Annotated in this window: 20 protein-coding genes; 12 read left to right on the top strand and 8 right to left on the bottom strand. The window is 62.2% G+C overall.

The features are described from left to right. Positions 1-74 precede the first annotated feature (74 nt). A complete protein-coding gene (locus ACMGF5_RS03090) occupies positions 75-2,666 on the bottom strand; it encodes a glycosyltransferase (protein WP_046784325.1) in 2,592 nt (863 codons plus the stop codon). A 132-nt stretch (positions 2,667-2,798) separates the two neighbouring features. Between ACMGF5_RS03090 and tcdA the strand changes: the two genes are divergently transcribed. After that, positions 2,799-3,608, top strand: a complete 810-nt coding sequence (gene tcdA / locus ACMGF5_RS03085) for a tRNA cyclic N6-threonylcarbamoyladenosine(37) synthase TcdA (RefSeq protein WP_039601802.1) — start codon at positions 2,799-2,801, stop codon at positions 3,606-3,608. A gap of 21 nt (positions 3,609-3,629) precedes the next feature. On the opposite strand, the gene ACMGF5_RS03080 is transcribed toward tcdA, so the two are convergent. The 4 genes from ACMGF5_RS03080 to ACMGF5_RS03065 all read right to left on the bottom strand — a co-directional run bounded on the left by ACMGF5_RS03080 (position 3,630) and on the right by ACMGF5_RS03065 (position 6,749). Next, a complete protein-coding gene (locus tag ACMGF5_RS03080) occupies positions 3,630-4,040 on the bottom strand; it encodes a SufE family protein (RefSeq protein ID WP_204918738.1) in 411 nt (136 codons plus the stop codon). After that, a complete protein-coding gene (locus ACMGF5_RS03075; RefSeq protein ID WP_125924499.1) occupies positions 4,037-5,242 on the bottom strand; it encodes a cysteine desulfurase in 1,206 nt (401 codons plus the stop codon). The genes ACMGF5_RS03080 and ACMGF5_RS03075 overlap by 4 nt, the downstream gene beginning before the upstream one ends. A gap of 82 nt (positions 5,243-5,324) precedes the next feature. Beyond that, entirely contained in the window at positions 5,325-6,359 is a 1,035-nt protein-coding gene (dapD, locus tag ACMGF5_RS03070; RefSeq protein WP_046784321.1) for a 2,3,4,5-tetrahydropyridine-2,6-dicarboxylate N-succinyltransferase, read from the bottom strand. A gap of 42 nt (positions 6,360-6,401) precedes the next feature. Then, a complete protein-coding gene (locus ACMGF5_RS03065) occupies positions 6,402-6,749 on the bottom strand; it encodes an ArsC family reductase (protein WP_075043977.1) in 348 nt (115 codons plus the stop codon). A 316-nt stretch (positions 6,750-7,065) separates the two neighbouring features. On the opposite strand from ACMGF5_RS03065, the gene ACMGF5_RS03060 reads away from it, so the two are divergent. Further along, positions 7,066-8,715 carry a Na+/H+ antiporter gene (locus tag ACMGF5_RS03060; protein WP_414157559.1) on the top strand — a complete coding sequence of 550 codons (1,650 nt, stop codon included), beginning with the start codon at positions 7,066-7,068 and terminating at the stop codon, positions 8,713-8,715. A gap of 60 nt (positions 8,716-8,775) precedes the next feature. Here the strand turns inward: ACMGF5_RS03060 and dapC are convergent, their stop codons facing one another. The 3 genes from dapC to map are packed head-to-tail and all read right to left on the bottom strand — an operon-like array spanning position 8,776 to position 13,524. Further along, positions 8,776-9,972, bottom strand: a complete 1,197-nt coding sequence (dapC, locus tag ACMGF5_RS03055) for a succinyldiaminopimelate transaminase (RefSeq protein WP_161872977.1) — start codon at positions 9,970-9,972, stop codon at positions 8,776-8,778. A gap of 30 nt (positions 9,973-10,002) precedes the next feature. After that, on the bottom strand, positions 10,003-12,705 hold the full coding sequence (locus ACMGF5_RS03050) for a [protein-PII] uridylyltransferase (RefSeq protein ID WP_039601208.1): 2,703 nt from the start codon (positions 12,703-12,705) through the stop codon (positions 10,003-10,005). Positions 12,706-12,741: 36 nt separating this feature from the next. Continuing rightward, complete coding sequence (gene map, locus ACMGF5_RS03045; RefSeq protein ID WP_004375406.1) at positions 12,742-13,524, bottom strand: type I methionyl aminopeptidase; 783 nt, start codon at positions 13,522-13,524, stop codon at positions 12,742-12,744. 304 nt (positions 13,525-13,828) lie between these two features. On the opposite strand from map, the gene rpsB reads away from it, so the two are divergent. From rpsB to ACMGF5_RS02995, 10 genes are all read left to right on the top strand, one after another. After that, positions 13,829-14,566, top strand: coding sequence for a 30S ribosomal protein S2 (rpsB, locus tag ACMGF5_RS03040; RefSeq protein ID WP_012315900.1), 738 nt, complete (start codon positions 13,829-13,831; stop codon positions 14,564-14,566). Positions 14,567-14,751: 185 nt separating this feature from the next. After that, the gene (tsf, locus tag ACMGF5_RS03035; protein ID WP_008094914.1) at positions 14,752-15,615 is read left to right on the top strand and encodes a translation elongation factor Ts; all 864 of its coding nucleotides are present in this window, start codon (positions 14,752-14,754) and stop codon (positions 15,613-15,615) included. Between the two features lie 176 nt (positions 15,616-15,791). Beyond that, entirely contained in the window at positions 15,792-16,535 is a 744-nt protein-coding gene (pyrH, locus tag ACMGF5_RS03030) for a UMP kinase (RefSeq protein ID WP_008094912.1), read from the top strand. After that, complete coding sequence (gene frr / locus ACMGF5_RS03025) at positions 16,532-17,089, top strand: ribosome recycling factor (RefSeq protein WP_008094910.1); 558 nt, start codon at positions 16,532-16,534, stop codon at positions 17,087-17,089. Before pyrH ends, frr begins: the two co-directional genes overlap by 4 nt. 15 nt (positions 17,090-17,104) lie before the next feature. Then, positions 17,105-17,860, top strand: coding sequence for a polyprenyl diphosphate synthase (uppS, locus tag ACMGF5_RS03020; RefSeq protein WP_046784287.1), 756 nt, complete (start codon positions 17,105-17,107; stop codon positions 17,858-17,860). Beyond that, positions 17,860-18,675, top strand: a complete 816-nt coding sequence (locus ACMGF5_RS03015; protein WP_046784286.1) for a phosphatidate cytidylyltransferase — start codon at positions 17,860-17,862, stop codon at positions 18,673-18,675. Before uppS ends, ACMGF5_RS03015 begins: the two co-directional genes overlap by 1 nt. Next, complete coding sequence (ispC, locus tag ACMGF5_RS03010) at positions 18,672-19,862, top strand: 1-deoxy-D-xylulose-5-phosphate reductoisomerase (protein WP_174142369.1); 1,191 nt, start codon at positions 18,672-18,674, stop codon at positions 19,860-19,862. Before ACMGF5_RS03015 ends, ispC begins: the two co-directional genes overlap by 4 nt. 61 nt (positions 19,863-19,923) lie before the next feature. Beyond that, positions 19,924-21,276, top strand: coding sequence for an RIP metalloprotease RseP (gene rseP, locus ACMGF5_RS03005; protein WP_115274038.1), 1,353 nt, complete (start codon positions 19,924-19,926; stop codon positions 21,274-21,276). Between the two features lie 70 nt (positions 21,277-21,346). Continuing rightward, positions 21,347-23,695: an outer membrane protein assembly factor BamA gene (gene bamA / locus ACMGF5_RS03000; RefSeq protein ID WP_119687649.1), complete on the top strand. Its 2,349-nt coding sequence runs from the start codon at positions 21,347-21,349 to the stop codon at positions 23,693-23,695. 44 nt (positions 23,696-23,739) lie between these two features. Beyond that, positions 23,740-24,243, top strand: coding sequence for an OmpH family outer membrane protein (locus ACMGF5_RS02995; RefSeq protein WP_012315893.1), 504 nt, complete (start codon positions 23,740-23,742; stop codon positions 24,241-24,243). Position 24,244: the final 1 nt, after the last annotated feature.

Raw genomic sequence — 24,244 nt, 5'->3', positions numbered from 1 at the left:
ACGAGGGGCGTTATCTTATATCAAACAAGGGTTGTCGGCACGGGGCATTGGGCCGCTGCGCGGCCCTGGCATCCTCAAGCCTCCTGAGGCTCGGCCATCTTGTGTTCGGGCTTGGGCAACGACGACAACAGTGCCATGACCAGCGCCGCCAGGTATGGCAGTGACTGCACCAGCAGCATCGCGACCCAGAACCGCATGTCCGAGCTCGGCAACCCTTGCACCAAGTAGATCCCGGCTGCCGCCCCCCACAGCAGCAACATGATGAACAGTTCTTCGCGCGCTTCGGCAATCGCTACCAGCAATCCATGGCTATCGGCATTTTTCGGCGTGCGGAAGAACGGCATGCTGCTGGTGAAGAACCCGTACAGCACCGCCTTGGCGATGGTGTGCGACAGCGCAAGCCCGGCCAGCGCCGCTGCGAAAGCGTCCTTGAGGTTGACCCCGACCGCTCGGCGATAAAGGAAGATGATCTTGGCTACCTTGAAGAAGAACAGCGCCAGGGGCGGGATGGCGAAGATCATCAGGGGTGGATCGACCCGATGCGGCACGATGATCATCGCCGCCGACCAGAGCAGGGCGCCGACAGTGAAAAAGATGTTCATGCCATCGGCGACCCATGGCAGCCAGCCAGCCAGGAAATGATAGCGCTGGCCACGGGTCAGCTCGCTGCCCTTGCCGCGCAGCAGGGCGGCGGCGTGGTGCTTGATGATCTGGATGGCGCCATAGGCCCAGCGGAAACGCTGCTTCTTGAAGTCGATGAAGGTGTCGGGCATCAGGCCCTTGCCATAGCTGTTGTGGGCGTAGGCGGCCGACAGGCCTTTTTCGAACACCCGCAAGCCCAGTTCGGCGTCTTCGCAGATGCACCATTCGGCCCAGCCCAGTTCTTCTAGCACGCTGCGCCGGGTCATGGTCATGGTGCCGTGCTGAATGATCGCGTCACGGTCGTTGCGGGTGACCATGCCGATGTGGAAGAAGCCTTTGTACTCGCTGTAGCAGAGCTTCTTGAAGGCGCTCTCGTGCTGGTCGCGGTAGTCCTGCGGCGATTGCACCACGGCGATCTTCGGGTCGGCGAAGTGCGGCACCATGTGCTTGAGCCAGTTGCGGTCCACGCAGTAGTCCGAGTCGATCACTGCGATCACTTCGGCATCCTTGGCGGTGTGCGGCAGCAGGTAGTTCAGCGCGCCGCCCTTGAACCCGGCCAACGGCGCGACGTGGAAGAACTTGAAGCGCTCGCCGAGCTTTTCGCAGTGGGCCTTGAGCGGCTCCCACACGGCTGGGTCTTTGGTGTTGTTATCGATCACCAGTACTTCGTAGTCCGGATAGTCCAGCGCGGCCAAGGCGTCGAGCGTCTGTTTGACCATCTCTGGCGGTTCGTTGTAGCACGGTACATGCACCGAGACCTTGGGCCGGTAGGCGCTGTCGCCCTGCACCGGCAGAAACTCCCGGCGGCGTTTGTGAATCCACACCGCCTCGGCCAACTCGTGCGCCTCGGTCAGTAGCACGATGAACACGCCGAGTGCGCCGAGCGCCAGCAGTACGCCGACAGTCAGGCTGAACCAGGTGCTGTACTGCTGGCTGTAGTCGTAACCGATCCACACCAGCACCGACCCACAGAGGAAGGTAATGAAGGTGAGGAACGTCCGGCCGCGTTGGCGCAAGGCCGAGCCGTCGATCAGCAGCACGGTCAGGGCGAGCATCGCCAACACCACCGAGGCGACCGCCAGCGCACGCCATTGCGGTATCGCCACCACCGGCCCTTCAAAATTGAATTTCTGCTGGCGTTCGGCATTGAATACGCCCCAGTAGGCGCCTACCGAGCCCTCGTCACTGGCTTTCCAGGGTTGGTCGTAGGCTTCGATGACGAAATAGTTGTAGCCACGGCGGTTGAGGGTGTTGACCAGCGTGCGCAGGTAGATGGCCTGGTCGGCCTGGGTGGCGTCGGCGCCGCCGCGCATGCGGCCGTTGCTCGGCCAGCCGACTTCCGAGAGCAGCAATGGCTTGCGCGGGAACTGCTGTTTCAGCTCACGGGCCCGATCGAGGACGAACTCCACGGAATCCTTCATGGGCACGAACTCCCAGTAGGGCAGGATGTGCGCGGCAATCAGGTCGACATGCTTGGCCAGTTCCGGGTGTTCCTTCCAGATGTGCCACTGTTCACTGGTGGTTACCGGCACCTTGACTGCGGCTCGCACCCGGTCAAGGTACTGGATCAGTGCTTCGGGCGTGACCTCTTCGCGGAACAGCGCTTCGTTGCCGACCACCACGCGAACCACGCTGCGCGAGGTGTTGGCCAGTTCGATGGCCGTGGCGATCTCACGCTCGTTGCGCTCCAGGTCCGGGCTGATCCAGATGCCCAGGGTGACGCGAAGCCCAAGCTCCTCTGCCAGCCGCGGGATATCGGCCTGGGTGCCTTCGACGGTGTAGATACGGATGCTGTCGGTCAGCTTGTTCATCTGCTCCAGGTCTTGGCGCATCTCGGCGTCGCTTGGGTATTGGCCTTTTTGCGGGCTCTCCCCCAGACGGAATGGCGAGTACGAGAAACCTGATATCTGCTCAGGCCAGGCTGGCGCGGAAACCGGCCGATTGATCAGCGCCCAGAACCCGGTGAACAGTGCGGCGATGGCCAGGACAATCACCAGGTTCAAGCCGAATTTGCGAGATGACATTGTCGTCCATATCTGTCGAAGTAGTAGGACATTAAAGCAGGATCAGTAGGTGTTTTCCTAACGATGGAGGTCATCCGCGCTGCTGGCCTATAATGCGCGCCGTTTTAGCGGTATGAGCCTCGGGGTACGAACATGAGCACAGAAGATCCACGCTTTGCAGGCGTTGCCCGGCTGTACGGCGACGAAGGGCTGCAACGCCTTAACCAGGCCCATGTGGCGGTCGTCGGTATCGGCGGGGTGGGCTCCTGGGTGGCCGAGGCGCTGGCGCGCAGTGGCGTGGGTGAGATCACCTTGTTCGACCTGGATGATGTCTGTGTCAGCAACACCAACCGCCAGGCCCATGCCTTGGAAGGGCAGGTGGGGCGCCCCAAGGTCGAGGTGATGGCCGAGCGCCTGCGGGCGATCAACCCGGCCTGTACGGTGCATGCGGTGGCTGACTTCGTCACCCGCGACACCATGGCTGAGTACATCACCGAGCAGCTCGATTGCGTTGTCGACTGCATTGACAGCGTGATGGCCAAGGCGGCGCTCATTGCCTGGTGCCGGCGGCGCAAGATCGCGATCGTTACTACCGGCGGAGCAGGTGGGCAAATCGACCCCACACAGATTCAGATCGGCGACCTCAACAAAACCTTCAACGACCCGTTGGCATCGCGGGTGCGTTCAACCCTGCGGCGCGACTACAACTTTTCGCGCAACGTCAGCCGCAATTATGGGGTGCCATGCGTGTTCTCCAGCGAACAACTGCGCTACCCCAAGGGCGATGGCAGTGTGTGCCTGCAGAAGAGCTTTGTCGGTGAGGGTGTGCGCCTGGACTGCGCCGGGGGCTTTGGCGCGGTGATGATGGTGACCGCGACCTTTGGCATGGTGGCAGCGAGCAAGGCGGTGGAAAAGCTGGTGGCTGGCGCCCGGCGGCCGTCGGAGCGGGTCAAGGCCGAGTAAGGCGCGCGGTCGGTGCTGGGTTCAGTTGGCTGAAACCAGCTCGGTCATCCGCAGTAGCACCGCATGCAAGCCATTGCTGCGCGAGGGCGACAATTGCCGCTCCAACCCCAACCGGGTAAACCACTCGCGCAGGTCAAGCGCCGCCAGCTCGCGGCTGTCGAGCCCTTGCACCCGCACCAGCAGCAATGCCAGCAGGCCACGCAACAACCGCGCATCACTGCTTGCCTTGAACTGCCATTGGCCGTCGTGCTGTTCAGCTACCAGCCATACCAGGCTTTCACAGCCGTGAACGCGGTTGTGCTCGCACTTCTGCGTATCGCTCAGCGGTTCCAGTTGCTCACCCATCTGCATCAGAAGCCGTGCACGCTGCTCCCAGCCGCGGGCGTGCCCGAAGCGCTCCAATGCTTCCTGGGCGGGTGCTGGCAGGTTCATCGCAGCAGCTCCAGGCCTTGATCGAGGGCATCGAAGAAGCGTTGCAGGTCATCGCTGTCGTTATACAGGCCCAGTGATACCCGAATAGCACCTTCGAGCCCCAGCCCTTTGAGCAGTGGCATGGCGCAGTGATGGCCGGCACGTACGGCAATGCCCTGCTCTGTCAGCAGGTGGGCGATGTCGGCATTGTGCACGCCTTCGATGACAAAGCTGGCCAAGGCAGCCTGTGGTGTGCCCAGTACCCGCACCCCCTCACGGTCGGCAAGCCCGCGCAGCAGGTGATGGTGAAGGTGGGTCTCGTGGTGCTCGACGGCCTGGCCATCGAGGCTGGCCAGGTAATCGAGCGTCGCCCCCAGGCCGATCACCCCGGCGATCGGTGGTGTGCCTGCCTCGAAGCCCAGCGGTGCCGGGCGGAAGCTGGCACTCTGGTAGTCAGCCAGTTGCACCATTTCACCGCCGAACTGCCAGTGGCGCAGCAGTTCCAGCGCCTGCGCACGGCCATACAGTACGCCGACGCCTTCCGGGCCATACAGCTTGTGGCTGGAGAATACATAAAAATCACAGCCCAGCTGCTGCACATCGTGGCGGCCATGCACCACGCCCTGAGCGCCATCGACCACAGTCAGCGCCCCTTGGGCGCGGGCATGGGCGAGTAACGCTGGCAGCGGCTGCCAGGTGCCGAGCACATTGGACAACTGGCTGACCGCAAGCACGCGTGTACGTGGGCCAACCAACTGCAGCGCCTGGTCAAGGTCGATGCGGCCATGCTCATCCAGTGGCAGTACCACCAGGCGCAGGTTGCGCCGCCGCGCCAGTTGTTGCCAGGGCAGCAGGTTGGCGTGGTGCTCCAGCGCGCTCACGGCGATTTCGTCGCCTGCCTCGAAGCGGTGTTCCAGGCCATAGGCCAACAGGTTCAGGGCCGAGGTGGCGCCGTGGGTAAAGATGACCTGCCGCGATTCGGCGGCGTTGAGCCAGGCGGCGACCTTGTCGCGGCTGGTTTCAAACGCTTGTGTCGCCAGCGCGCCGGGCAGGTGCTGGGCACGGTGCACGTTGGCTGCGCCGTGGCCGTAATAGTGGCTCAGGGCATCGAGCAGGGCCTGGGGCTTCTGGGTGGTGGCGGCGCTGTCCAGGTAGGTCTGGTGCTGCCGTTGCAGGGCGGCGATGGCGGGGAAATCGGCACGCCAGGGGGAGGGCTGGAACATGATCACGGGGCCTGGAATGAAAATCGGGTCTGGCGTGAGTGCGCCAGACCCGATCTTAACACTTCGAACCCTTCGGGAGTTCTCAGTTGTGGGCGTGCAGCGCCTCGTTCAGCTCGATCGCCGATTTGTGCGTCTTGCACTCTACGGCGCCGTTGAGCGAGTTGCGGCGGAACAGCAGGTCGGTCTGGCCAGCCAGGTCGCGCGCCTTGACCACTTTGACCAGCTCATTGTTCTCGTCGAGCAGGTTGACCTTGGTGCCGGCAGTGATGTACAGGCCGGCTTCGACGGTGTTGCGGTCGCCCAGCGGGATGCCGATGCCGGCGTTGGCGCCGATCAGGCAACCTTCACCGACCTTGATGACGATATTGCCGCCACCGGACAGGGTGCCCATGGTCGAGCAGCCGCCGCCCAGGTCCGAGCCCTTGCCAACGAATACGCCGGCCGAGACACGGCCTTCGATCATGCCCGGGCCTTCGGTGCCGGCATTAAAGTTGACGAAGCCTTCGTGCATGATGGTGGTGCCTTCGCCGATGTAGGCGCCCAGGCGCACACGGGCGGTGTCGGCGATACGCACGCCGGCCGGGACCACGTAGTCGGTCATCTTCGGGAACTTGTCCACCGAGAACACTTCCAGCAGCTCGCCTTTGAGGCGCGCTTCCAGTTGCAGCTCGGCCAGCTCGGCCAGGTCGACGGCGCCCCGGTTGGTCCAGGCGACGTTCGGCAGCAGCGGGAAGATGCCTGCCAGGCTCACGCCGTGCGGCTTGACCAGGCGGTGCGACAGCAGGTGCAGCTTGAGGTAGGCCTCTGGGGTCGAAGCCAGGGCAGCGTCTTCGGCCAGCAGGGTGGCGACCAGCGGCTTGTGGCTTTCGGCCAGGCGGGTCAGCAGGGCAGCCTGGGCGGCATCGATGCCTTTGACGGCTTCGGCCAGTTGCGCGGCCTGGGCATTGCTGAAGGTGATGGCCTGGTTGCCACCTTCATAACCGAGGATCGGCGCGACGGCGGCGACCAGCTCGGCGCTCGGCTTGAGCAGTGGCTGTGCGTAGAACACTTCCAGCCAGGTGCCCTGGCGGTTCTGGGAGCCGACACCAAAGGCCAGGCTGAACAGGGTATTGGACATGTGATTACCTCGTGCGAAATAGGGTGCGATGCGTAGATGGACTCAGGCCAGCGCAGCGGCGTACAGGTCAGGTTTGAAACCGACCAGGGTGCGTGCGCCAAGGTCGAGCACCGGGCGTTTGATCATCGACGGCTGGGCCAGCATCAGCTCGACGGCCTTGGCCTGGTCGAGGTCGGCCTTGCTGGCATCGTCGAGCTTGCGGAACGTGGTGCCGGCACGGTTGAGGATCACCTCCCAGCCGTGCTCGTCGCACCAGCGGTTCAGGCTGTCACGGTCGATGCCTTGAGTCTTGTAGTCGTGGAATTCGTAGGCGATGGCTTGATCTTCGAGCCAGGTGCGCGCTTTTTTCATGGTGTCGCAGGCTTTGATGCCGTAGAGCGTGTAGGTCATTGTGTGCATTGGGGCCACAGGCTGCCCCAATCTCTCCATTGCCGAATGTCAGTCGCGCGATTATGCGGGAACGACTCTTTGAGCGCCACGGGTGGGGCTAAATGGGCGCACTCGGGGGGAGGGGGCGTCCCAGTGGCCCTGTTAAGGCTCACGCCATGCCCTGCCAGCCCAACTCCAGTATCATCATGTTACATATTCATCCGCCTCCTGCGACTTTGGTGCAGCGGCCCATGATTGCCCCACCCCGCTAACATAGTGCTTCTGTGGCGATTTTTCGCCCTGGATTGACTTCGGTTCACAAAGGAAGCTTTAACGGATGCAGTCAGCCTATACCGTCCTCATCCTGCTGACGCTGGTAAGCGTGTCGAAACTGGTCGGGCGGGTGATCCCCTTGCCGTTGCCGCTGGTGCAGATCGGTGCCGGTGCGCTGTTGGCCTGGCCGACCCTGGGGCTGCATGTGGCCCTGGATCCTGAGCTGTTCCTTTTCCTGTTCCTGCCGCCGTTGCTGTTTGCCGACGGCTGGCGCATCCCCAAACGCGAACTGTGGCGCATCCGCGGGCCGGTGGTGGCACTTGCCGTGGGGCTGGTGCTGTTCACGGTGGTCGGCGCCGGCTACTTCATCCATTGGCTGCTGCCTAGCATCCCACTGGCGGTGGCCTTTGCCCTGGCGGCCGTGTTGTCGCCTACCGACGCCGTGGCAGTGTCGGCCATCACCCAGGACCGCCTTCCCACTCCGCTGATGCGCATGCTTCAGGGGGAGGCGCTGATGAATGACGCCTCTGGCCTGGTGACCTTCAAGTTCGCGCTGGCAGCGGCGATCACCGGCGTATTTTCTTTGGCCGATGCCAGCTTCAGCTTTGTCCTGGTTGCCATCGGCGGGCTGGCGGTTGGTGTTGCCCTGAGCTGGCTGATTGGCAGGCTGCGCGCCTGGATGATCGCTCGTGGCTGGGATGACCCGGCCACCCACGTGGTTTTCATGCTCTTGCTGCCGTTTGCCGCCTATGTGCTGGCCGAGCGCCTTGGGGTGTCGGGCATCCTCTCGGCGGTGGCCGCCGGCATGATGCAGAGCTGGCTCGACCTGCTGCCGCGCCAGACCAGCACCCGCCTGCTCAACCGTAGCGTCTGGTCGCTACTGGAATTCGCCTTCAATGGCTTGATCTTCCTGCTATTGGGCCTGCAATTGCCGGACATCATCAAGGCGGTGGTCAGCCACGAACCTACCCTCTGGCCGACACTGGCATGGCGTTGCCTGGATGTGCTGGCGATCTTTGCGGCGCTGATCCTGCTGCGTTTCATCTGGGTACAAAGCATCTGGCGGGCGGTCGGGGTAGTGCGTCGCTGGCGCGGCAAGCCGGCACTGGTGCTGATGCCCACGGCGCGCTCATGCTGGTTGCTGACCCTTGGCGGGGTGCGGGGTGCGGTGACGCTGGCGGGTGTGATGTCGATACCGCTGCTGATCGGGGCAGGCCAGGCTTTCCCGGAGCGCGACCTGCTGATTTTCATCGCTGCCGGCGTCATCTTGCTGTCGCTGGTCAGCGCCTGCGTGGCGTTGCCCTTTCTCTTGAGAGGTGTCACCCGAAGCCCGGACGAGCGGCTGCATCAGGAGGTGCAGGAAGCCTGGCGGCGCACGGCCGAGGCTGCGATTCATGCCTTGGAGGCCGAGGACGTGGTTGATGCCAGCGCACCTCAGGATGCGGCGCAGGCGACCCTGGCCACCGAGCTCAAGGCGAGGTTGATGGCCGAATACCGCGATGAGCTGGACAGTTACAACGACACGGCCGAGGCGAGGGCCTTGGCGGAGCAGATGGACTTGCTGGAACGACGTCTGCGCCTGCGGGCGCTTCGGGCGCAGCGGTTGGAATTGTATAACCTGCATCGCCAGCATCTGGTTGGTGATGAGGTGGTGCGGCAAGTGTTGGGGGAGCTGGACTTGAGCGAGGCGAACCTGGGGGCTGCAGTCAAATGAGCCGCTGTAGCTCAAGCGCCGGCGAGCCGGTGTTTGAGCTACAGTGCGGCACTCGGTCAATCAACGGGTTTGCACAAACGCACGAATCCGCTCAGCCGCCTCGATGCACTCGGCCAATGGTGCGACCAGTGCCATGCGTACCCGCCCGGCCCCCGGGTTCACGCCATCCACTTCACGCGACAGGTACGAACCAGGTACCACCGTCACATGCTGGGCTTGGAACAGGTCACGCGTGAAGTCGGCATCGCACCCCGGTACCTTGGCCCACAGGTAGAAACTGCCATCGGGCCGCTGTACGTCCAGCACGGGCTGCAGGATATCCAGCACGGCATCGTATTTGGCGCGGTATAGGTCGCGGTTTTCGCGCACATGCGCTTCATCCTGCCAGGCGGCGATGCTGGCCAGCTGGGTCTGCACCGGCATGGCGCAGCCATGGTAAGTGCGGTACAGCAGGAACGGCTTGATGATGGCCGCGTCGCCGGCAACGAAGCCCGAACGCAGGCCCGGCAGGTTGGAGCGCTTGGACAGGCTGTGGAATACCACGCAACGCTTGAAATCACTGCGGCCCAGTTCGGCACAGGCACTGAGCAGGCCCGGTGGTGGCGCGTCTTCGTCGAAGTACAGCTCGCTGTAGCATTCATCGGCGGCGATCACGAAATCATGCTCGTCGGCCAGTGCGATCAGCTTCTTCAGGGTGTCCATCGGTACCAGTGCGCCGGTGGGGTTGCCCGGTGAGCACAGGAACAGGATCTGGCAGCGTTTCCATACCTCGGCGGGTACGGCATCGAAGTCCGGGTTGAAACCGTTGTTTTCCAGGCACGGCAGGTAATGCGGGGTGGCGCCGGCGAGCAGGGCCGCGCCTTCGTAGATCTGGTAGAACGGGTTGGGGCTGACCACCAGGCCATCATCGGCGCGGTTGACCACAGCCTGGGTGAAGGCAAACAGTGCTTCACGGGTGCCGTTGACCGGCAGCACATGGCGGTCCGCGTCCAGCCAGCCGCTCGGCACGCCGAACCGGCGTTCGCACCATTGGCCGATGGCCTGGCGCAGCTCTGGCAGGCCGATGGTGCTGGGGTAGACCGCCAGCTTGTCGAGGTTGTCGGCCATGGCCTGGGCGACGAACGCCGGGGATGCGTGCTTCGGCTCACCGATCGACAGGGCGATGGCGCGCTTGTCCGCCGCGGGCTTCACGCTGCCCAGCAGGGCGCGGAGTTTCTCGAACGGGTAGGGCTGAAGCTGGGTCAAGGCATGGTTCATCGGCGCAAGGTCTCGTCAATCGTCTAATCGTTAAAAGGTCACGCGAGTCGGGCTGGCATCGCTGGCCTGGCCGGCCTGCAGCTGCTGCACGATCGCTTCCTGCAGGCGGCTGCACAGCTGCGGGTCGGACAGCGGCTGGTTGTCGGCATCGGTAATGAAGAATACGTCTTCCACGCGTTCGCCGAGGGTGGCGATCTTGGCGTTCTGCAGTGACAGGTCGAACTCCAGGAAGATCCGCCCGATCCGCGCCAGCAGCCCGGGGCGGTCCGGTGCGGTGATCTCAAGGATGGTCACCGCCCGCTGTGCATCGTTGAGGATGGTCACCTGCGGCGGGAAGTTGAAATGCTTGAGCTGGCGGGGTACCCGTCGCTGGATGATGGTCGGGTAGTCCTCGGGGTTGCGCAGCGCCTCGGTCAGGCCGTCGCGGATCTGCTTGACCCGTTGCGGGTTATCGCCGATGGAGCCGCCGTCATTGTCGAGCACGATGTAGGTGTCGAGCGTGAACTGGCTGCTCGAGGTGATGATGCGCGCGTCATGGATGTTCAGGTTGAGCTGCGACATGGCCGCCACGGTCACGGCGAAGAAATCGTGCTGGTCGGGGGCGTAGATGAAGATTTGCGTGCCGCCCTCGAACTCCCGCTGTGTGGTTTCCTTGATCAGTACCAGCGGCCCGCCGTCGGCGGGCTGCTGCAGGATCGCATCACTGTGCCAGGCCACATCGGCGGCGTTGTGCTTGAGGAAGTAGTCGTCACCCAGTTGCGACCAGAGTTGCTCGACGTCGTCCGGGTCGGTGCCCTCGCGCACGAGGATATCCAGCGCCGCACTCTGTGTCTGGCGGATCTGCTCCTCGCGGTCCAGCGGGTTTTCCAGGCCGCGTCGCAAGGCGCGTTTGGTCTCGCTGTACAGCTGGCGCAGCAGGCTGGCGCGCCAGGAGTTCCACAGGCTGGGATTGGTGGCGTTGATGTCGGCCACGGTCAGCACGTAGAGGTAGTCCAGGCGCGTCTCGTCGCCGACATGCAGGGCGAAGTCGTTGATCACCTGCGGGTCGGACAGGTCCTTGCGTTGGGCGGTGGTGGACATCACCAGGTGGTTTTGCACCAGCCAGACGATCAGGCGGCTATCCCAGGCGGGCAATTGATGGCGCTCGCAGAACTTCTTCGCGTCCACAGCGCCCAGTTCGGAGTGGTCGCCCTGACGGCCTTTGCCGATGTCGTGGTACAGCCCGGCCAGGTAGATGAGCTCAGGCTTGGGCAGGCGGCCCATGAGCTTGCTGGCCAGCGGGAATTTTTCGGACACCGGCGTGTACTGCAGCTTGCGCAGGTGCTTGATGAGGTTGAGGGTGTGCGCATCGACCGTATAGATGTGGAACAGGTCGTGCTGCATCTGCCCGACGATCAGGCCGAACTCTGGCAGGTAGCGGCCGAGGATGCCGTAGCGGTTCATCCGCCGCAGGTTGCGATGGATGCCGATTTCGCACTTGAACAGCTCGATGAACAGGCTGGTGTTGCGGATATCGTTGCGGAAGGTGTCGTCGATCAGGTGCCGGTGCTCGCGCAGCAGGCGCACGGTGTCAGCGCGCACGCCCTTGATTTCCGGGTGCTGCGCCATCAGCACGAAGATCTCCAGCATGGCGAACGGCGTGCGCTTGAAAACGTTCGCGTTGACCGCTTCGATATAGCCGTCGTGCAGGCGGAAGCGCGCATTCAGCGGCTGGGTGGTGCCACTGTCATCGTCGGCGAGGATGACTTCCTCGAAGTGCTGGATGATCAGGTCGCACAACTGGCTGATGCTCATCACCACCCGGTAGTACTGCTGCATGAACTGTTCGATGGCGCGTTTGGGGTTTTCGTCGCTGTAGCCCAGCAGTGCGGCGATGCTGCGCTGGTGGTCGAACAGCAGGCGATCTTCGGCGCGGCCGGCGAGCATGTGCAGGGCGTAGCGCACCTTCCACAAAAAGTCCTGGGAGGAGGCCAGCAGTTCGTTTTCGCTTTCCAGCAGGAAGCCTTCGCCAGCGAGGGCGTGCAGGTTCAGGGTGCCGTACTGGCGACGGGCTACCCAAAGGACTGTCTGGATGTCGCGAAGGCCACCGGGCGAGCCTTTTACATTGGGCTCGAGGTTGTACTCGGTGTCGTTGTACTTGTGGTGGCGGGCCTTGAGCTCTGCGCGCTTGGCCAGGAAGAACTCCTTGCTCGGCCACATGTGCGCGGTGCTGGTGACTTCGAGCATGCGCTGGCGCAGGGCTTCGGGGCCGGCGATGGTGCGGCTTTCCATCATGTTGGTGATGACCGTCAGGTCGGCGCGGGCCTGTTCGGCACACTCGTCCACGGTACGCACGCTCTGGCCCACTTCAAGGCCAATGTCCCACAGCAGTGTCAGGAAGCGCTCGATGGCGTCGCGGTACTGCTCGTGTTCGGCGTCGCGCAGCAGGATCAGCAGGTCGATGTCCGAGTGCGGGTGAAGTTCACCGCGCCCATAGCCCCCGACCGCTACCAGGGCGATACCGTCAGCGTCGCCCCAGTCAAACTGCTTCCAGGCCTGTTGCAGGATGTTGTCGACGAGCCAGGCGCGGTCCTCGATCAGCCGACGGATGTCGCGGCCGTCACGGAAACGCCTGTCGAGCACCTCGCCGGCCTGGCGGATGGCCTTCTTGAAAGCGGCGATGGGGCTCGCCTTGAGGGCCAGTTCCGCCTGGAACTGGCCGCGGTCGAACAGCTCGGGATCCACCTGGGGCATGCATCGCGTTCCTGTCGTAGAGGCTTTGGCGTGAACTCAGGCCGAAGTGCGCGGGATGGTGTCGTCCTTGCGCAGGGTGAAGATCTCGTAGCCGGTGGCGGTCACCACCAGGGTGTGCTCCCACTGCGCCGAGAGCTTGCGGTCCTTGGTGATGGCGGTCCAGCCGTCGCCCAGCACCTTGGTGTCGGCCTTGCCCTGGTTGATCATCGGTTCGATGGTGAAGGTCATGCCCTCTTTGAGCTCCATGCCGGTGCCGGCGCGGCCGTAGTGGAGGATCTGCGGTTCTTCGTGGAACACCTTGCCGATGCCGTGGCCGCAGAATTCACGCACCACCGAAAAGCCGTTCTTCTCAGCGTGCTTCTGGATCACTTCACCGATATCGCCCAGGCGGCAGCCAGGCTTGACCAGCTCGATGGCCTTGTACATGCACTCCTGGGTGACTTTGGACAGGCGCTCGGCCCATACCGGCACGGTACCGACGTGGAACATGCGGCTGGTGTCGCCGTGGTAGCCGTCCTTGATCACGGTGACATCGATGTTCAGCGTGTCCCCGTCCTTGAGCGGCTTGTCGTTGGGGATGCCGTGGCACACCACGTGGTTGATCGAGGTGCAGATCGACTTGGGGTAGCCCTTGTAGTTGAGCGGTGCCGGAATGGCCTGCTGCACGTTGACGATGTAGTCGTGGCACAGGCGGTCGAGCTCTTCGGTGGTGACACCGGGCTTGACGTGTTCTTCGATCATTTCCAGCACTTCGGCGGCCAGGCGGCCGGCGATGCGCATCTTCTCGATGTCTTCTGCGGTCTTGATGGTAACGGTCATTACTGGCTCTCTACGGCGCCGCAGGCGGCGCGAACAAACGGAAAAGGCCCTTATTCTATCAGAGGGCGGCTGCGAACCCAGCATCAAGCTTGAGGCTGGATTCACAGTTCACTTCTGCGGGTTCCGTTCGTTGGCGGTCTGTGGTATAACATGCGCCGCTTTCGGGGACGACCCCGTCAGCTCAAACCCACACACGTGTCGACACGATGACCTGGGTGCCCCGCATTCTCGAAGTTCTTGTTCAGGTGCGTGGGTTGGTCATTGGGATACGTGGAGGCCCAACCCGACTTATCAAGGAACTATCATGTCCCAAGTCAACATGCGCGATATGCTGAAGGCCGGTGTGCACTTCGGCCACCAGACCCGTTACTGGAACCCGAAAATGGGCAAGTACATTTTCGGCGCGCGTAACAAGATCCACATCATCAACCTGGAAAAAACCCTGCCAATGTTCAACGACGCTCTGTCGTTCGTAGAACGCCTGGCCCAGGGCAAGAACAAGATCATGTTCGTCGGCACCAAGCGTTCCGCCGGCAAGATCGTCGCCGAGCAAGCTGCTCGTTGCGGTTCGCCATACGTTGACCACCGCTGGTTGGGCGGCATGCTGACCAACTACAAAACCATCCGCGCTTCGATCAAGCGTCTGCGCGACCTGGAAACCCAGGCCGAAGACGGCACTTTTGCCAAGCTGACCAAGAAAGAAGCCCTGATGCGTTCGCGCGATCTGGAAAAGCTGGACCGCAGCCTGGGTGGTATCAAGGACATGGGCGGCCTGCCTGATGCCCTGTTCGTGATCGACGTTGACCACGAGCGCATTGCCATCACCGAAGCCAACAAGCTGGGTATCCCGGTTATCGGCGTTGTCGATACCAACAGCAGCCCAGAAGGTGTTGACTACATCATCCCAGGTAACGATGACGCCATTCGCGCTATCGAGCTGTACATGACTTCGATGGCTGACGCCGTCATCCGCGGCCGCAACAACGTTGCTGGCGGCACCGAAGTCTACGCTGAAGAAGCGGCTGCACCTGCTGCCGAGTAATAGACGCTAGCGTCTGCTTGGCACGCAAAAAGGGGGCTTGGCCCCCTTTTTGCCACCTTGAAATCCTGCTGTCAGCAAGCGCCCCGCATTATGGGCCGGCTGAGGTTGAAACAGCGGATTTGCAGAATTGAACGCCCGTGATGAGCGGGTGGAATGGTTGAAAAACTTTCCAAGAGGATTTTGAAATGGCAGCAATTACTGCAGCGCTGGTCAAAGAACTGCGCGAGCGTACCGGCGAAGGCATGATGGATTGCAAAAAGGCCCTGGAAAAGGCCGGCGGCGACATCGAAAAAGCCATTGACGACATGCGTGCCTCGGGCGCCATCAAGGCCGCCAAAAAGGCTGGCAACGTCGCTGCCGAAGGCGCGATCGCCGTCAAGACCGACGGTAAATCCGCCGTCCTGCTGGAAGTCAACTCGCAGACCGACTTCCTGGCTCTGCAAGACGACTTCAAGAACTTCGTCGCTGAAAGCCTCGAAGAAGCTTTCGCCCAGAAGCTGACCGATGCCGCTCCGCTGATCGCCTCGCGCGAAGCTGCTCGTGAAGCCCTGGTCGCCAAGTGCGGCGAGAACGTCAACATCCGTCGCCTGGTGCGCGTTGAGGGTGACGTTGTCGGTGCTTACCTGCACGGTAACAAGATCGGTGCTGTTGTCGTCCTCAAGGGTGGCGACGTCGAGCTGGCCAAGAACATTGCCATGCACGTTGCAGCTTCGAACCCAGAGTTCCTGGATGCGTCGGAAATCTCCGCCGAGGCCATCGAGCGCGAGAAGAACGTCTTCCTGCAGCTGAACGCCGACAAGATCGCCGGCAAGCCGGAAAACATCGTTGAGAACATGATCAACGGCCGTATCACCAAGTTCAAGGCCGAAGCCTCGCTGAAAGAGCAAGCCTTCGTCATGAACCCGGAAGTCAAAGTCGGCGAGCTGGCCAAGAAGGCCGGTGCTGAAATCGTTTCCTTCACCTACTTCAAAGTAGGCGAAGGCATCGAGAAGCCGGTCGACGACTTCGCTGCTGAAGTTGCCGCTCAGGTAGCTGCCGCCAAGCAGTAAGACAGACTCGTCTGTCGCCCCAAAGAGGCTGCCCGCTCACGCGCGCAGCCTCTTTGTCAAAGCGGGAGCGGTTTTCAAGGCCGTGCTCGCTGACGCAGTCGCTGCGTCACGTTAGAGTTACACGCAGGCTCAAGCAGCCCGCCAGAATTTTACAAACGCCGCAGGAGAGATTCGCAATGGCTCAGCAGGGCAGTGGTTATCAGGCTCGCTATAAACGCATTCTACTCAAACTTAGCGGCGAGGCCCTGATGGGCTCGGAAGAGTTCGGGATCGACCCCAAGGTCCTGGATCGCATGGCCCTGGAAGTCGGCCAGTTGGTCGGCATCGGTGTCCAGGTCGGCCTGGTGATTGGCGGTGGCAACCTGTTCCGTGGCGCGGCGCTCAGTGCAGCCGGCATGGACCGTGTTACCGGCGACCACATGGGCATGCTGGCGACCGTAATGAATGGCCTGGCCATGCGCGATGCGCTGGAGCGGGCGAACATTACCGCCATCGTCATGTCGGCCATTTCCATGGTGGGCGTGACCGATCACTATGACCGCCGCAAAGCCATGCGTCACCTGAACGCCAAAGAAGTCGTAATCTTCGCTGCCGGTACTGGCAACCCGTTCTTCACCACCGACTCCGCCGCATGCCTGCGTGCCATCGAAATCGATGCCGACGTGGTATTGAAGGCAACCAAGGTCGATGGTGTATACACTGCAGATCCATTCAAGGACCCGCATGCCGAGAAGTTCGATCATCTGACCTACGATGAAGTGCTGGATCGCAAGCTGGGTGTAATGGATCTCACGGCAATCTGCCTTTGCCGCGACCACAAGATGCCGCTGCGCGTCTTCAACATGAACAAACCCGGCGCCTTGCTGAACATCGTGCATGGCGGCGCGGAAGGAACTCTGATCGAGGAAGTTCAAAAATGATCAACGACATCAAGAAAGACGCTCAGGATCGCATGGGCAAGTCCATCGAGGCTTTGGGCCGCAACCTGGCGTCAATCCGCACCGGTCGCGCCCACCCAAGCATCCTGGACAGCGTCAAGGTCCCGGCGTGGGGCAGCGAAATGCCGCTGAACCAGGTCGCTGCAGTCTCTGTTGAAGATGCGCGCACCCTGAAGATCGTCGCCCACGACAAGAACCTCAGCGCTGCCATCGAGAAGGCCATCCTGACTTCCGATCTGGGCCTGAACCCGTCCAGCGCCGGCACCACCATCCGTGTACCGATGCCGGCCCTGACCGAGGAAACCCGCAAGGGTTACACCAAGCAGGCCAGCGCCGTTGCCGAAGACGCCAAGGTTGCCGTGCGCAACGTGCGTCGTGATGCCCTGGCCGACCTGAAGAAGCTGACCAAGGACAAGGAAATCAGCGAAGACGAAGAGCGTCGTGCTGCTGACGAGATCCAGAAGCTGACCGACAAGTTCGTCGCCGAAATCGACGCTGCGTTCAAAGCCAAGGAAAAGGACCTGTTGGCCGTCTAAGGCCGAGGTTTTTTAATGGAAAAGACCAAGCTGGCGGCACCGTCTTCGGTGCCGCGACACGTCGCGATCATCATGGATGGCAATAATCGCTGGGCGAAGAAGCGCCTGTTGCCCGGCGTAGCCGGGCACAAGGCCGGCGTCGATGCCGTACGTGCGGTTATCGAGGTATGCGCCAAGTCCGGGGTCGAGGTGCTGACCCTGTTCGCCTTCTCCAGTGAGAACTGGCAGCGCCCTGCCGAGGAAGTGGGGGCGTTGATGGAGCTGTTCTTCTCGGCGCTGCGCCGTGAGGCCAAACGCCTGAACGAGAACAATATCAGCCTGCGCATCATTGGCGACCGTTCGCGTTTCCATCCAGAGCTGCAGGCCGCCATGCGTGAGGCCGAGGCGCAGACCGCCGGCAATAATCGCTTCATCCTGCAGATCGCCGCCAACTACGGTGGCCAGTGGGATATTGCCCAGGCCGCCCAGCGCCTGGCGCGTGAGGTTCAGGCCGGCCATCTGCGTCCGGACGACATCACTCCAGGGCTTTTGCAAGCCTGCTTGGCGACGGGCGAATTGCCGTTGCCGGACCTGTGCATCCGCACCGGTGGTGAGCACCGCATCAGCAACTTCCTGCTGTGGCAGTTGGCCTATGCCGAACTGTATTTCTCCGACCTGTACTGGCCGGACTTCAAACACGAGGCCATGCGCAATGCTCTGGCCGATTTCGCTTCGCGCCAGCGCCGCTTCGGTAAGACCAGCGAGCAGGTCGAGGCTGGAGCTCGTGCTTAATGCTTAAACAACGCATCATTACCGCGCTGATCCTGCTGCCGGTCGCGCTGGGTGGTTTCTTCCTGCTCAACGGCGGGGATTTCGCTCTGTTCATCGGCTTGGTGGTGACCCTGGCGGCCTGGGAGTGGGCGCGCCTGGCCGGGCTGATGGCCCAGCCGCTGCGCATTGCCTATGCCGCTGTCGTCGCCGGTGTGCTGATGCTGCTCTACCTGATGCCTGACCTGGCGCCCTGGGTGCTTGGTGCGTCGGTCATCTGGTGGGGCATGGCCACCTGGTTGGTGCTGACTTATCCGCGCAGCAGTGAGCTGTGGGCCAGTGCTGCCTGCCGTCTGCTGATCGGTCTGCTGATCCTGCTGCCTGCCTGGCAAGGGCTGGTGCTGCTCAAGCACTGGCCGCTGGGTAACTGGCTTATCCTGTCTGTCATGGTGCTGGTGTGGGCGGCCGATATCGGCGCGTACTTCTCTGGCCGTGCTTTCGGCAAGCGCAAGCTGGCTGCCCAAGTCAGCCCGGGTAAAAGCTGGGAAGGCGTCTATGGCGGCCTGGCGGTCAGCCTGGTGATTACGCTTGCGGTCGGCATCACTCGCGATTGGGGCGTCGGCCAGATTCTGCTGGGGCTCGTGGGGGCTGCGCTGGTGGTCATGTCATCGGTGATTGGTGACCTGACCGAGAGCATGTTCAAGCGCCGCTCCGGTATCAAGGACAGCAGCAACCTGCTGCCTGGCCATGGCGGGGTGCTTGACCGCATCGACAGCCTGACTGCGGCCATCCCGGTTTTCGCGGTATTGCTGTGGGCTGCTGAATGGGGTGTGATGTGACAGCGCTACAGCGCATTACGGTCCTGGGCGCCACCGGCTCCATCGGCCTCAGTACCCTGGATGTGATTGCCCGCCATCCCGAGCGCTACCAGGTATTTGCATTGAGCGGCTATTCGCGCATCGATCAACTGCTGGCGCTGTGCGTGCTGCATCGCCCGGCCTATGCCGTGGTGCCCAACGGCGAAGCAGCCGTGCGCTTGCGTGAAGGCCTGGCGGCTGCGGGCTGCGCCACCGAGGTGCTCGAAGGGGAGGCGGGCCTGTGTGAGGTTGCGGCCGCCCCTGAAGTGGATGCGGTGATGGCTGCCATCGTCGGCGCTGCTGGCTTGCGCCCGACACTGGCCGCCGTCGAGGCGGGCAAGAAGGTGCTGCTGGCCAACAAGGAGGCGCTGGTGATGTCCGGCGCGCTGTTCATGGAAGCTGTGCGCCGCAGTGGTGCGGTGCTGCTGCCGATCGACAGCGAGCACAATGCCATCTTCCAGTGCCTGCCGGGTGACTATGACCGTGGTCTGAGCCAGGTGGGCGTGCGTCGCATTCTGCTGACAGCCTCGGGCGGGCCGTTTCGCGAGACGCCTCAGGCTGACTTGGCCGATGTCACGCCAGAGCAGGCTTGTGCCCACCCGAACTGGTCCATGGGGCGCAAGATTTCGGTGGACTCGGCGAGCATGATGAACAAGGGCCTGGAACTGATCGAGGCTTGCTGGTTGTTCGATGCGGCGCCGGACAAGGTCGAAGTGGTGGTGCACCCGCAGAGCGTTATCCATTCCCTGGTGGACTACGTTGACGGTTCGGTGCTGGCCCAGTTGGGTAACCCGGATATGCGCACGCCCATTGCCAACGCCCTTGCCTGGCCGGAGCGGATCGATTCTGGTGTGGCCCCGCTGGATCTGTTCGCCATTGCTCGCCTGGATTTCCAGGCCCCCGACGAACTGCGCTTTCCGTGCCTGCGCCTGGCGCGGCAGGCTGCCGAGGCGGGCAACAGCGCGCCAGCGGTACTCAATGCGGCCAACGAAGTTGCGGTCGATGCATTTCTTGAGCGGCGTATCCGCTTCCCGGAGATCGCGGGTATGATCGAACAGGTACTGGCTCAGGAAGCCGTGGTGCCTGTGCCTTCGCTGGATGCGGTATTTGCTGCCGATCAGCGCGCCCGAGAGTTGTCCCGCGAGTGGTTGAGGCGCCACGGCCGCTGATGCTGCCCGGCCCAGAGGATGTGCGAAAAGTCGTTCCGCTGAACGTCATTCGGAGAAAGACATGACTGCGCTGTACATGATTATCGGCACCCTGGTGGCCCTGGGTGTACTGGTCACTTTCCACGAATTCGGCCACTTCTGGGTGGCCCGGCGTTGCGGGGTCAAGGTGCTGCGCTTTTCCGTGGGCTTCGGCCCCGGGCTATTGCGCTGGCATGACCGCCACGGTACCGAGTTCGTGGTGGCGGCCATTCCTTTGGGTGGGTACGTCAAGATGCTCGACGAGCGTGAAGGCGAAGTGCCGCCAGCGCTGGCCGAGCAGTCCTTCAATCGCAAATCGGTTCGCCAGCGCATCGCCATCGTCGCCGCCGGTCCGATTGCCAACTTCCTGCTGGCCATCGTTTTCTTCTGGTTGCTGGCGATGCTCGGTACCCAGCAGATCCGTCCGGTCATCGGTGCGGTAGAGCCAGGCAGCCTGGCAGCATCGGCGGGCCTGGTTGCCGGCCAGGAAATTGTGTCCATCGATGGCAAGGCGACCAGTGGCTGGTCGGCCGTCAATCTGCAGTTGGTGCGTCGCCTGGGCGAAAGCGGAACATTGCAGGTTGGCGTGCGCGATGAGGGCTCCAGTGCCGAGCGTCAGTTGCAGGTCAAGCTCGACAGCTGGCTCAAGGGCGCGGACGAGCCTGATCCGATTCAGTCGCTCGGGCTGCGGCCATGGCGCCCTGTGGTTGCGCCCGTGCTGGCCGAGATCGACCCAAAAGGGCCAGCGGCGGCTGCCGGTCTGAAAACCGGTGATCGGCTGCTGAGTCTCGATGGGGTGGCCTTGACTGACTGGCAGCAGGTTGTCGATAGCGTGCGCGCCCGCCCTGAAGCCAAGGTGGTGGTGCGTGTCGAGCGCGACGGTGCAGCGCTGGATGTGCCGGTGACACTGGCACGAAAAGGTGAGGGCGAGGCTGCCGGTGGTTATCTGGGTGCCGGGGTGAAAAGTGGCGAATGGCCTGCCGACATGCTTCGTGAGGTCAGCTACGGTCCGCTGGATGCGGTAGGCGAGGGCCTTTCCCGGACGTGGAACATGAGCGTCCTGACCCTCGAATCCCTGAAGAAAATGCTGTTCGGTGAGCTCTCGGTAAAAAACTTGAGCGGACCGATAACCATTGCTAAAGTGGCGGGCGCTTCAGCCCAGTCCGGCGTGGGGGATTTCCTGAATTTCCTCGCCTACCTGAGCATTAGCCTGGGGGTTCTTAACCTGCTGCCCATTCCAGTGCTGGATGGGGGGCATTTGCTGTTTTACCTGGTCGAGTGGGCGCGCGGTCGTCCATTGTCGGATCGGGTTCAAGGTTGGGGGGTCCAGATCGGTATCAGTTTGGTCATAGGGGTGATGTTGCTCGCCCTGATCAACGATCTGGGTCGACTATAAAAGCTTCGCATTGCAAACCTGCCGCCATTTGCGGCAGGTTGTTTATTGCCAGTTGGAATAAAAGGACTTCATGAAACGTCTGCTGCTAACTGCGGTCCTCTCCGCATTGATGATCGCTGAAGTTCACGCCGAGTCCTTCACCATCTCCGATATTCGTGTCAACGGCCTGCAGCGGGTATCCGCCGGCAGCGTTTTCGGTGCCTTGCCCCTGAACGTGGGCGATCAGGCCGATGACCGGCGCCTGGTGGAGTCGACCCGTTCGCTGTTCAAGACCGGCTTCTTCCAGGATATCCAGCTGAACCGCGACGGCGATGTCCTGATCATCAACGTGGTCGAGCGCCCGTCGGTGTCGAGCATCGAGATCGAAGGCAACAAGGCGATCAGCACCGAAGACCTGATGAAGGGCCTGAAACAGTCGGGCCTGGCCGAAGGCGAGATTTTCCAGCGTGCCACCCTCGAAGGCGTGCGTAACGAACTGCAGCGCCAGTACGTGGCCCAGGGCCGCTACTCGGCCGAGGTCGACGCCGAGGTGGTGCCGCAGCCGCGCAACCGGGTTGCCCTGAAGATCAAGATCAACGAAGGCACCGTCGCTGCCATCCAGCACATCAACGTCGTCGGCAACACCGTGTTCGATGATGAAGAGCTGGCGCAGCTGTTCGAGCTCAAGACCACCAACTGGCTGTCGTTCTTCAAGAACGACGACAAGTACGCCCGCGAAAAACTTTCCGGTGACCTGGAGCGCCTGCGTTCCTACTACCTGGACCGCGGCTACATCAACATGGACATCGCTTCCACCCAGGTGTCGATCACCCCGGACAAGAAGCACGTCTACATCACCGTCAACGTCAACGAAGGCGAGAAGTACACCGTTCGTGACGTGAAGCTGTCGGGCGACCTGAAAGTGCCGGAAGACCAGGTCAAGTCGCTGCTGCTGGTGCAGCCGGGCCAGGTGTTCTCGCGCAAGGTGATGACCACCACGTCCGAGCTGATCACCCGCCGCCTTGGTAACGAAGGCTATACCTTCGCCAACGTCAACGGCGTGCCACAGCCCAATGACGAAGACCATACCGTCGACATCATGTTCGTGGTCGACCCGGGCAAGCGTGCCTACGTCAACCGCATCAACTACCGCGGCAACACCAAGACCGAAGACGAAGTGCTGCGCCGCGAAATGCGCCAGATGGAAGGCGGCTGGGCTTCGACCTACCTGATCGACCAGTCCAAGACCCGCCTGGAGCGCCTGGGCTTCTTCAAGGAAGTCAACGTCGAGACCCCGCCTGTGCCGGGCACCGACGACCAGGTCGACGTCAACTACAGCGTCGAAGAGCAGGCATCCGGCTCGATCACCGCCAGCGTGGGCTTCGCCCAGAGCGCCGGCCTGATCCTGGGCGGTTCGATCAGCCAGACCAACTTCCTCGGTACCGGTAACAAGGTGTCCATCGGCCTGACCCGTTCGGAATACCAGACCCGCTACAACTTCGGTTTCGTTGACCCCTACTTCACTGCCGACGGCGTCAGCCTGGGTTACAACGCGTTCTACCGCAGCACCGACTACGACGACCTTGACGTTGACGTGGCCAGCTATGCGGTCGACAGCCTGGGTGCAGGCGTCAGCCTTGGCTACCCGATCAGTGAAACCTCGCGTCTGACCTACGGCCTCAGCGTGCAGCAGGACAAGATCAAGACCGGTCGCTATACCGTTGACGAGATCTTCGACTTCCTCGAGGAGGAAGGCGACAGCTTCCTGAACTTCAAGGCGTCCGTCGGCTGGTCCGAGTCGACCCTGAACAAAGGCGTGCTGGCAACCCGTGGTCACTCCCAGAGCCTGACCCTGGAAACCACTATTCCTGGCAGCGACCTTTCGTTCTACAAGCTCGACTACCGCGGCCAGCTGTTCAAGCCGATCAACAACGACTACACCCTGCGCCTGCACACCGAATTGGGCTATGGTGATGGTTTCGGTGGCACTTCGGGCCTGCCGTTCTACGAGAACTACTATGCGGGTGGCTTCAACTCCGTTCGCGGCTTCAAGGACAGCAGCCTGGGTCCGCGCAGTACGCCGAGCCTGGGTACCAACCCCGGAACGATTAAAGACCCGGACCAGGACCCACTGCCGTTCGGTGGCAACGTCCTGGTACAAGGTGGCGTAGAGCTGTTGTTCCCGCTGCCGTTCGTGAAGGACCAGCGTTCGCTGCGCACCTCCGTGTTCTGGGATGTGGGTAACGTGTTCGACACCAATTGCGGTTCCAAGCCTGACTGCGCCAAGGTCGGTTTCTCGGACATGGCCAGCTCCGTGGGCCTGGGTGTGACCTGGATCACCGCGCTGGGTCCGTTGAGCTTCAGCCTGGCAATGCCGGTCAAGAAGCCGGACGATGCCGATACCCAGGTGTTCCAATTCTCTCTGGGCCAGACCTTCTAAGGTCGGCCCTTGCTTAACGACAACGGTTTATCCAGGAGTGCATCGTGCGTAAGTTGACTCAACTGGCCTTACTGGCCGCGGCGCTGGTCGCCACCCCGGCTTTCGCCGAAATGAAGGTTGCCGTGCTGAACTATCAGATGGCGTTGCTCGAATCTGATGCCGCCAAGAAATACGCGGTGGATGCCGAGAAGAAGTTCGGCCCGCAGCTGACCAAGCTCAAGACCCTGGAAAGCAGCGCCAAAGGCATTCAGGACCGCTTGATCAAAGGCGGCGACAAGATGGCCCAGCCGGAGCGTGAGCGCCTGGAGCTTGAATTCAAGCAAAAGGCCCGTGACTTCCAGTTCCAGTCCAAGGAACTGAATGAAGCCAAGGCGGTTGCTGACCGCGACATGCTCAAGCAGCTCAAGCCCAAGCTCGACGGCGCTGTCGAGGAAGTGATCAAGAAAGGCGGTTACGACCTGGTCCTCGAGCGTGGCGCGGTCATTGATGTCAAGCCTCAGTACGACATCACCCGCCAAGTCATCGAGCGCATGAACCAAGCCCGTTGAT

The sequence above is a fragment of the Pseudomonas sp. BNK-15 genome (genome assembly GCF_047456105.1).
Classification (GTDB): Bacteria; Pseudomonadota; Gammaproteobacteria; order Pseudomonadales; family Pseudomonadaceae; genus Aquipseudomonas; species Aquipseudomonas putida_E.
The sequence above is the reverse complement of the archived record's forward strand: the minus strand, read 5'-3'. Positions and strand labels throughout refer to the sequence as shown.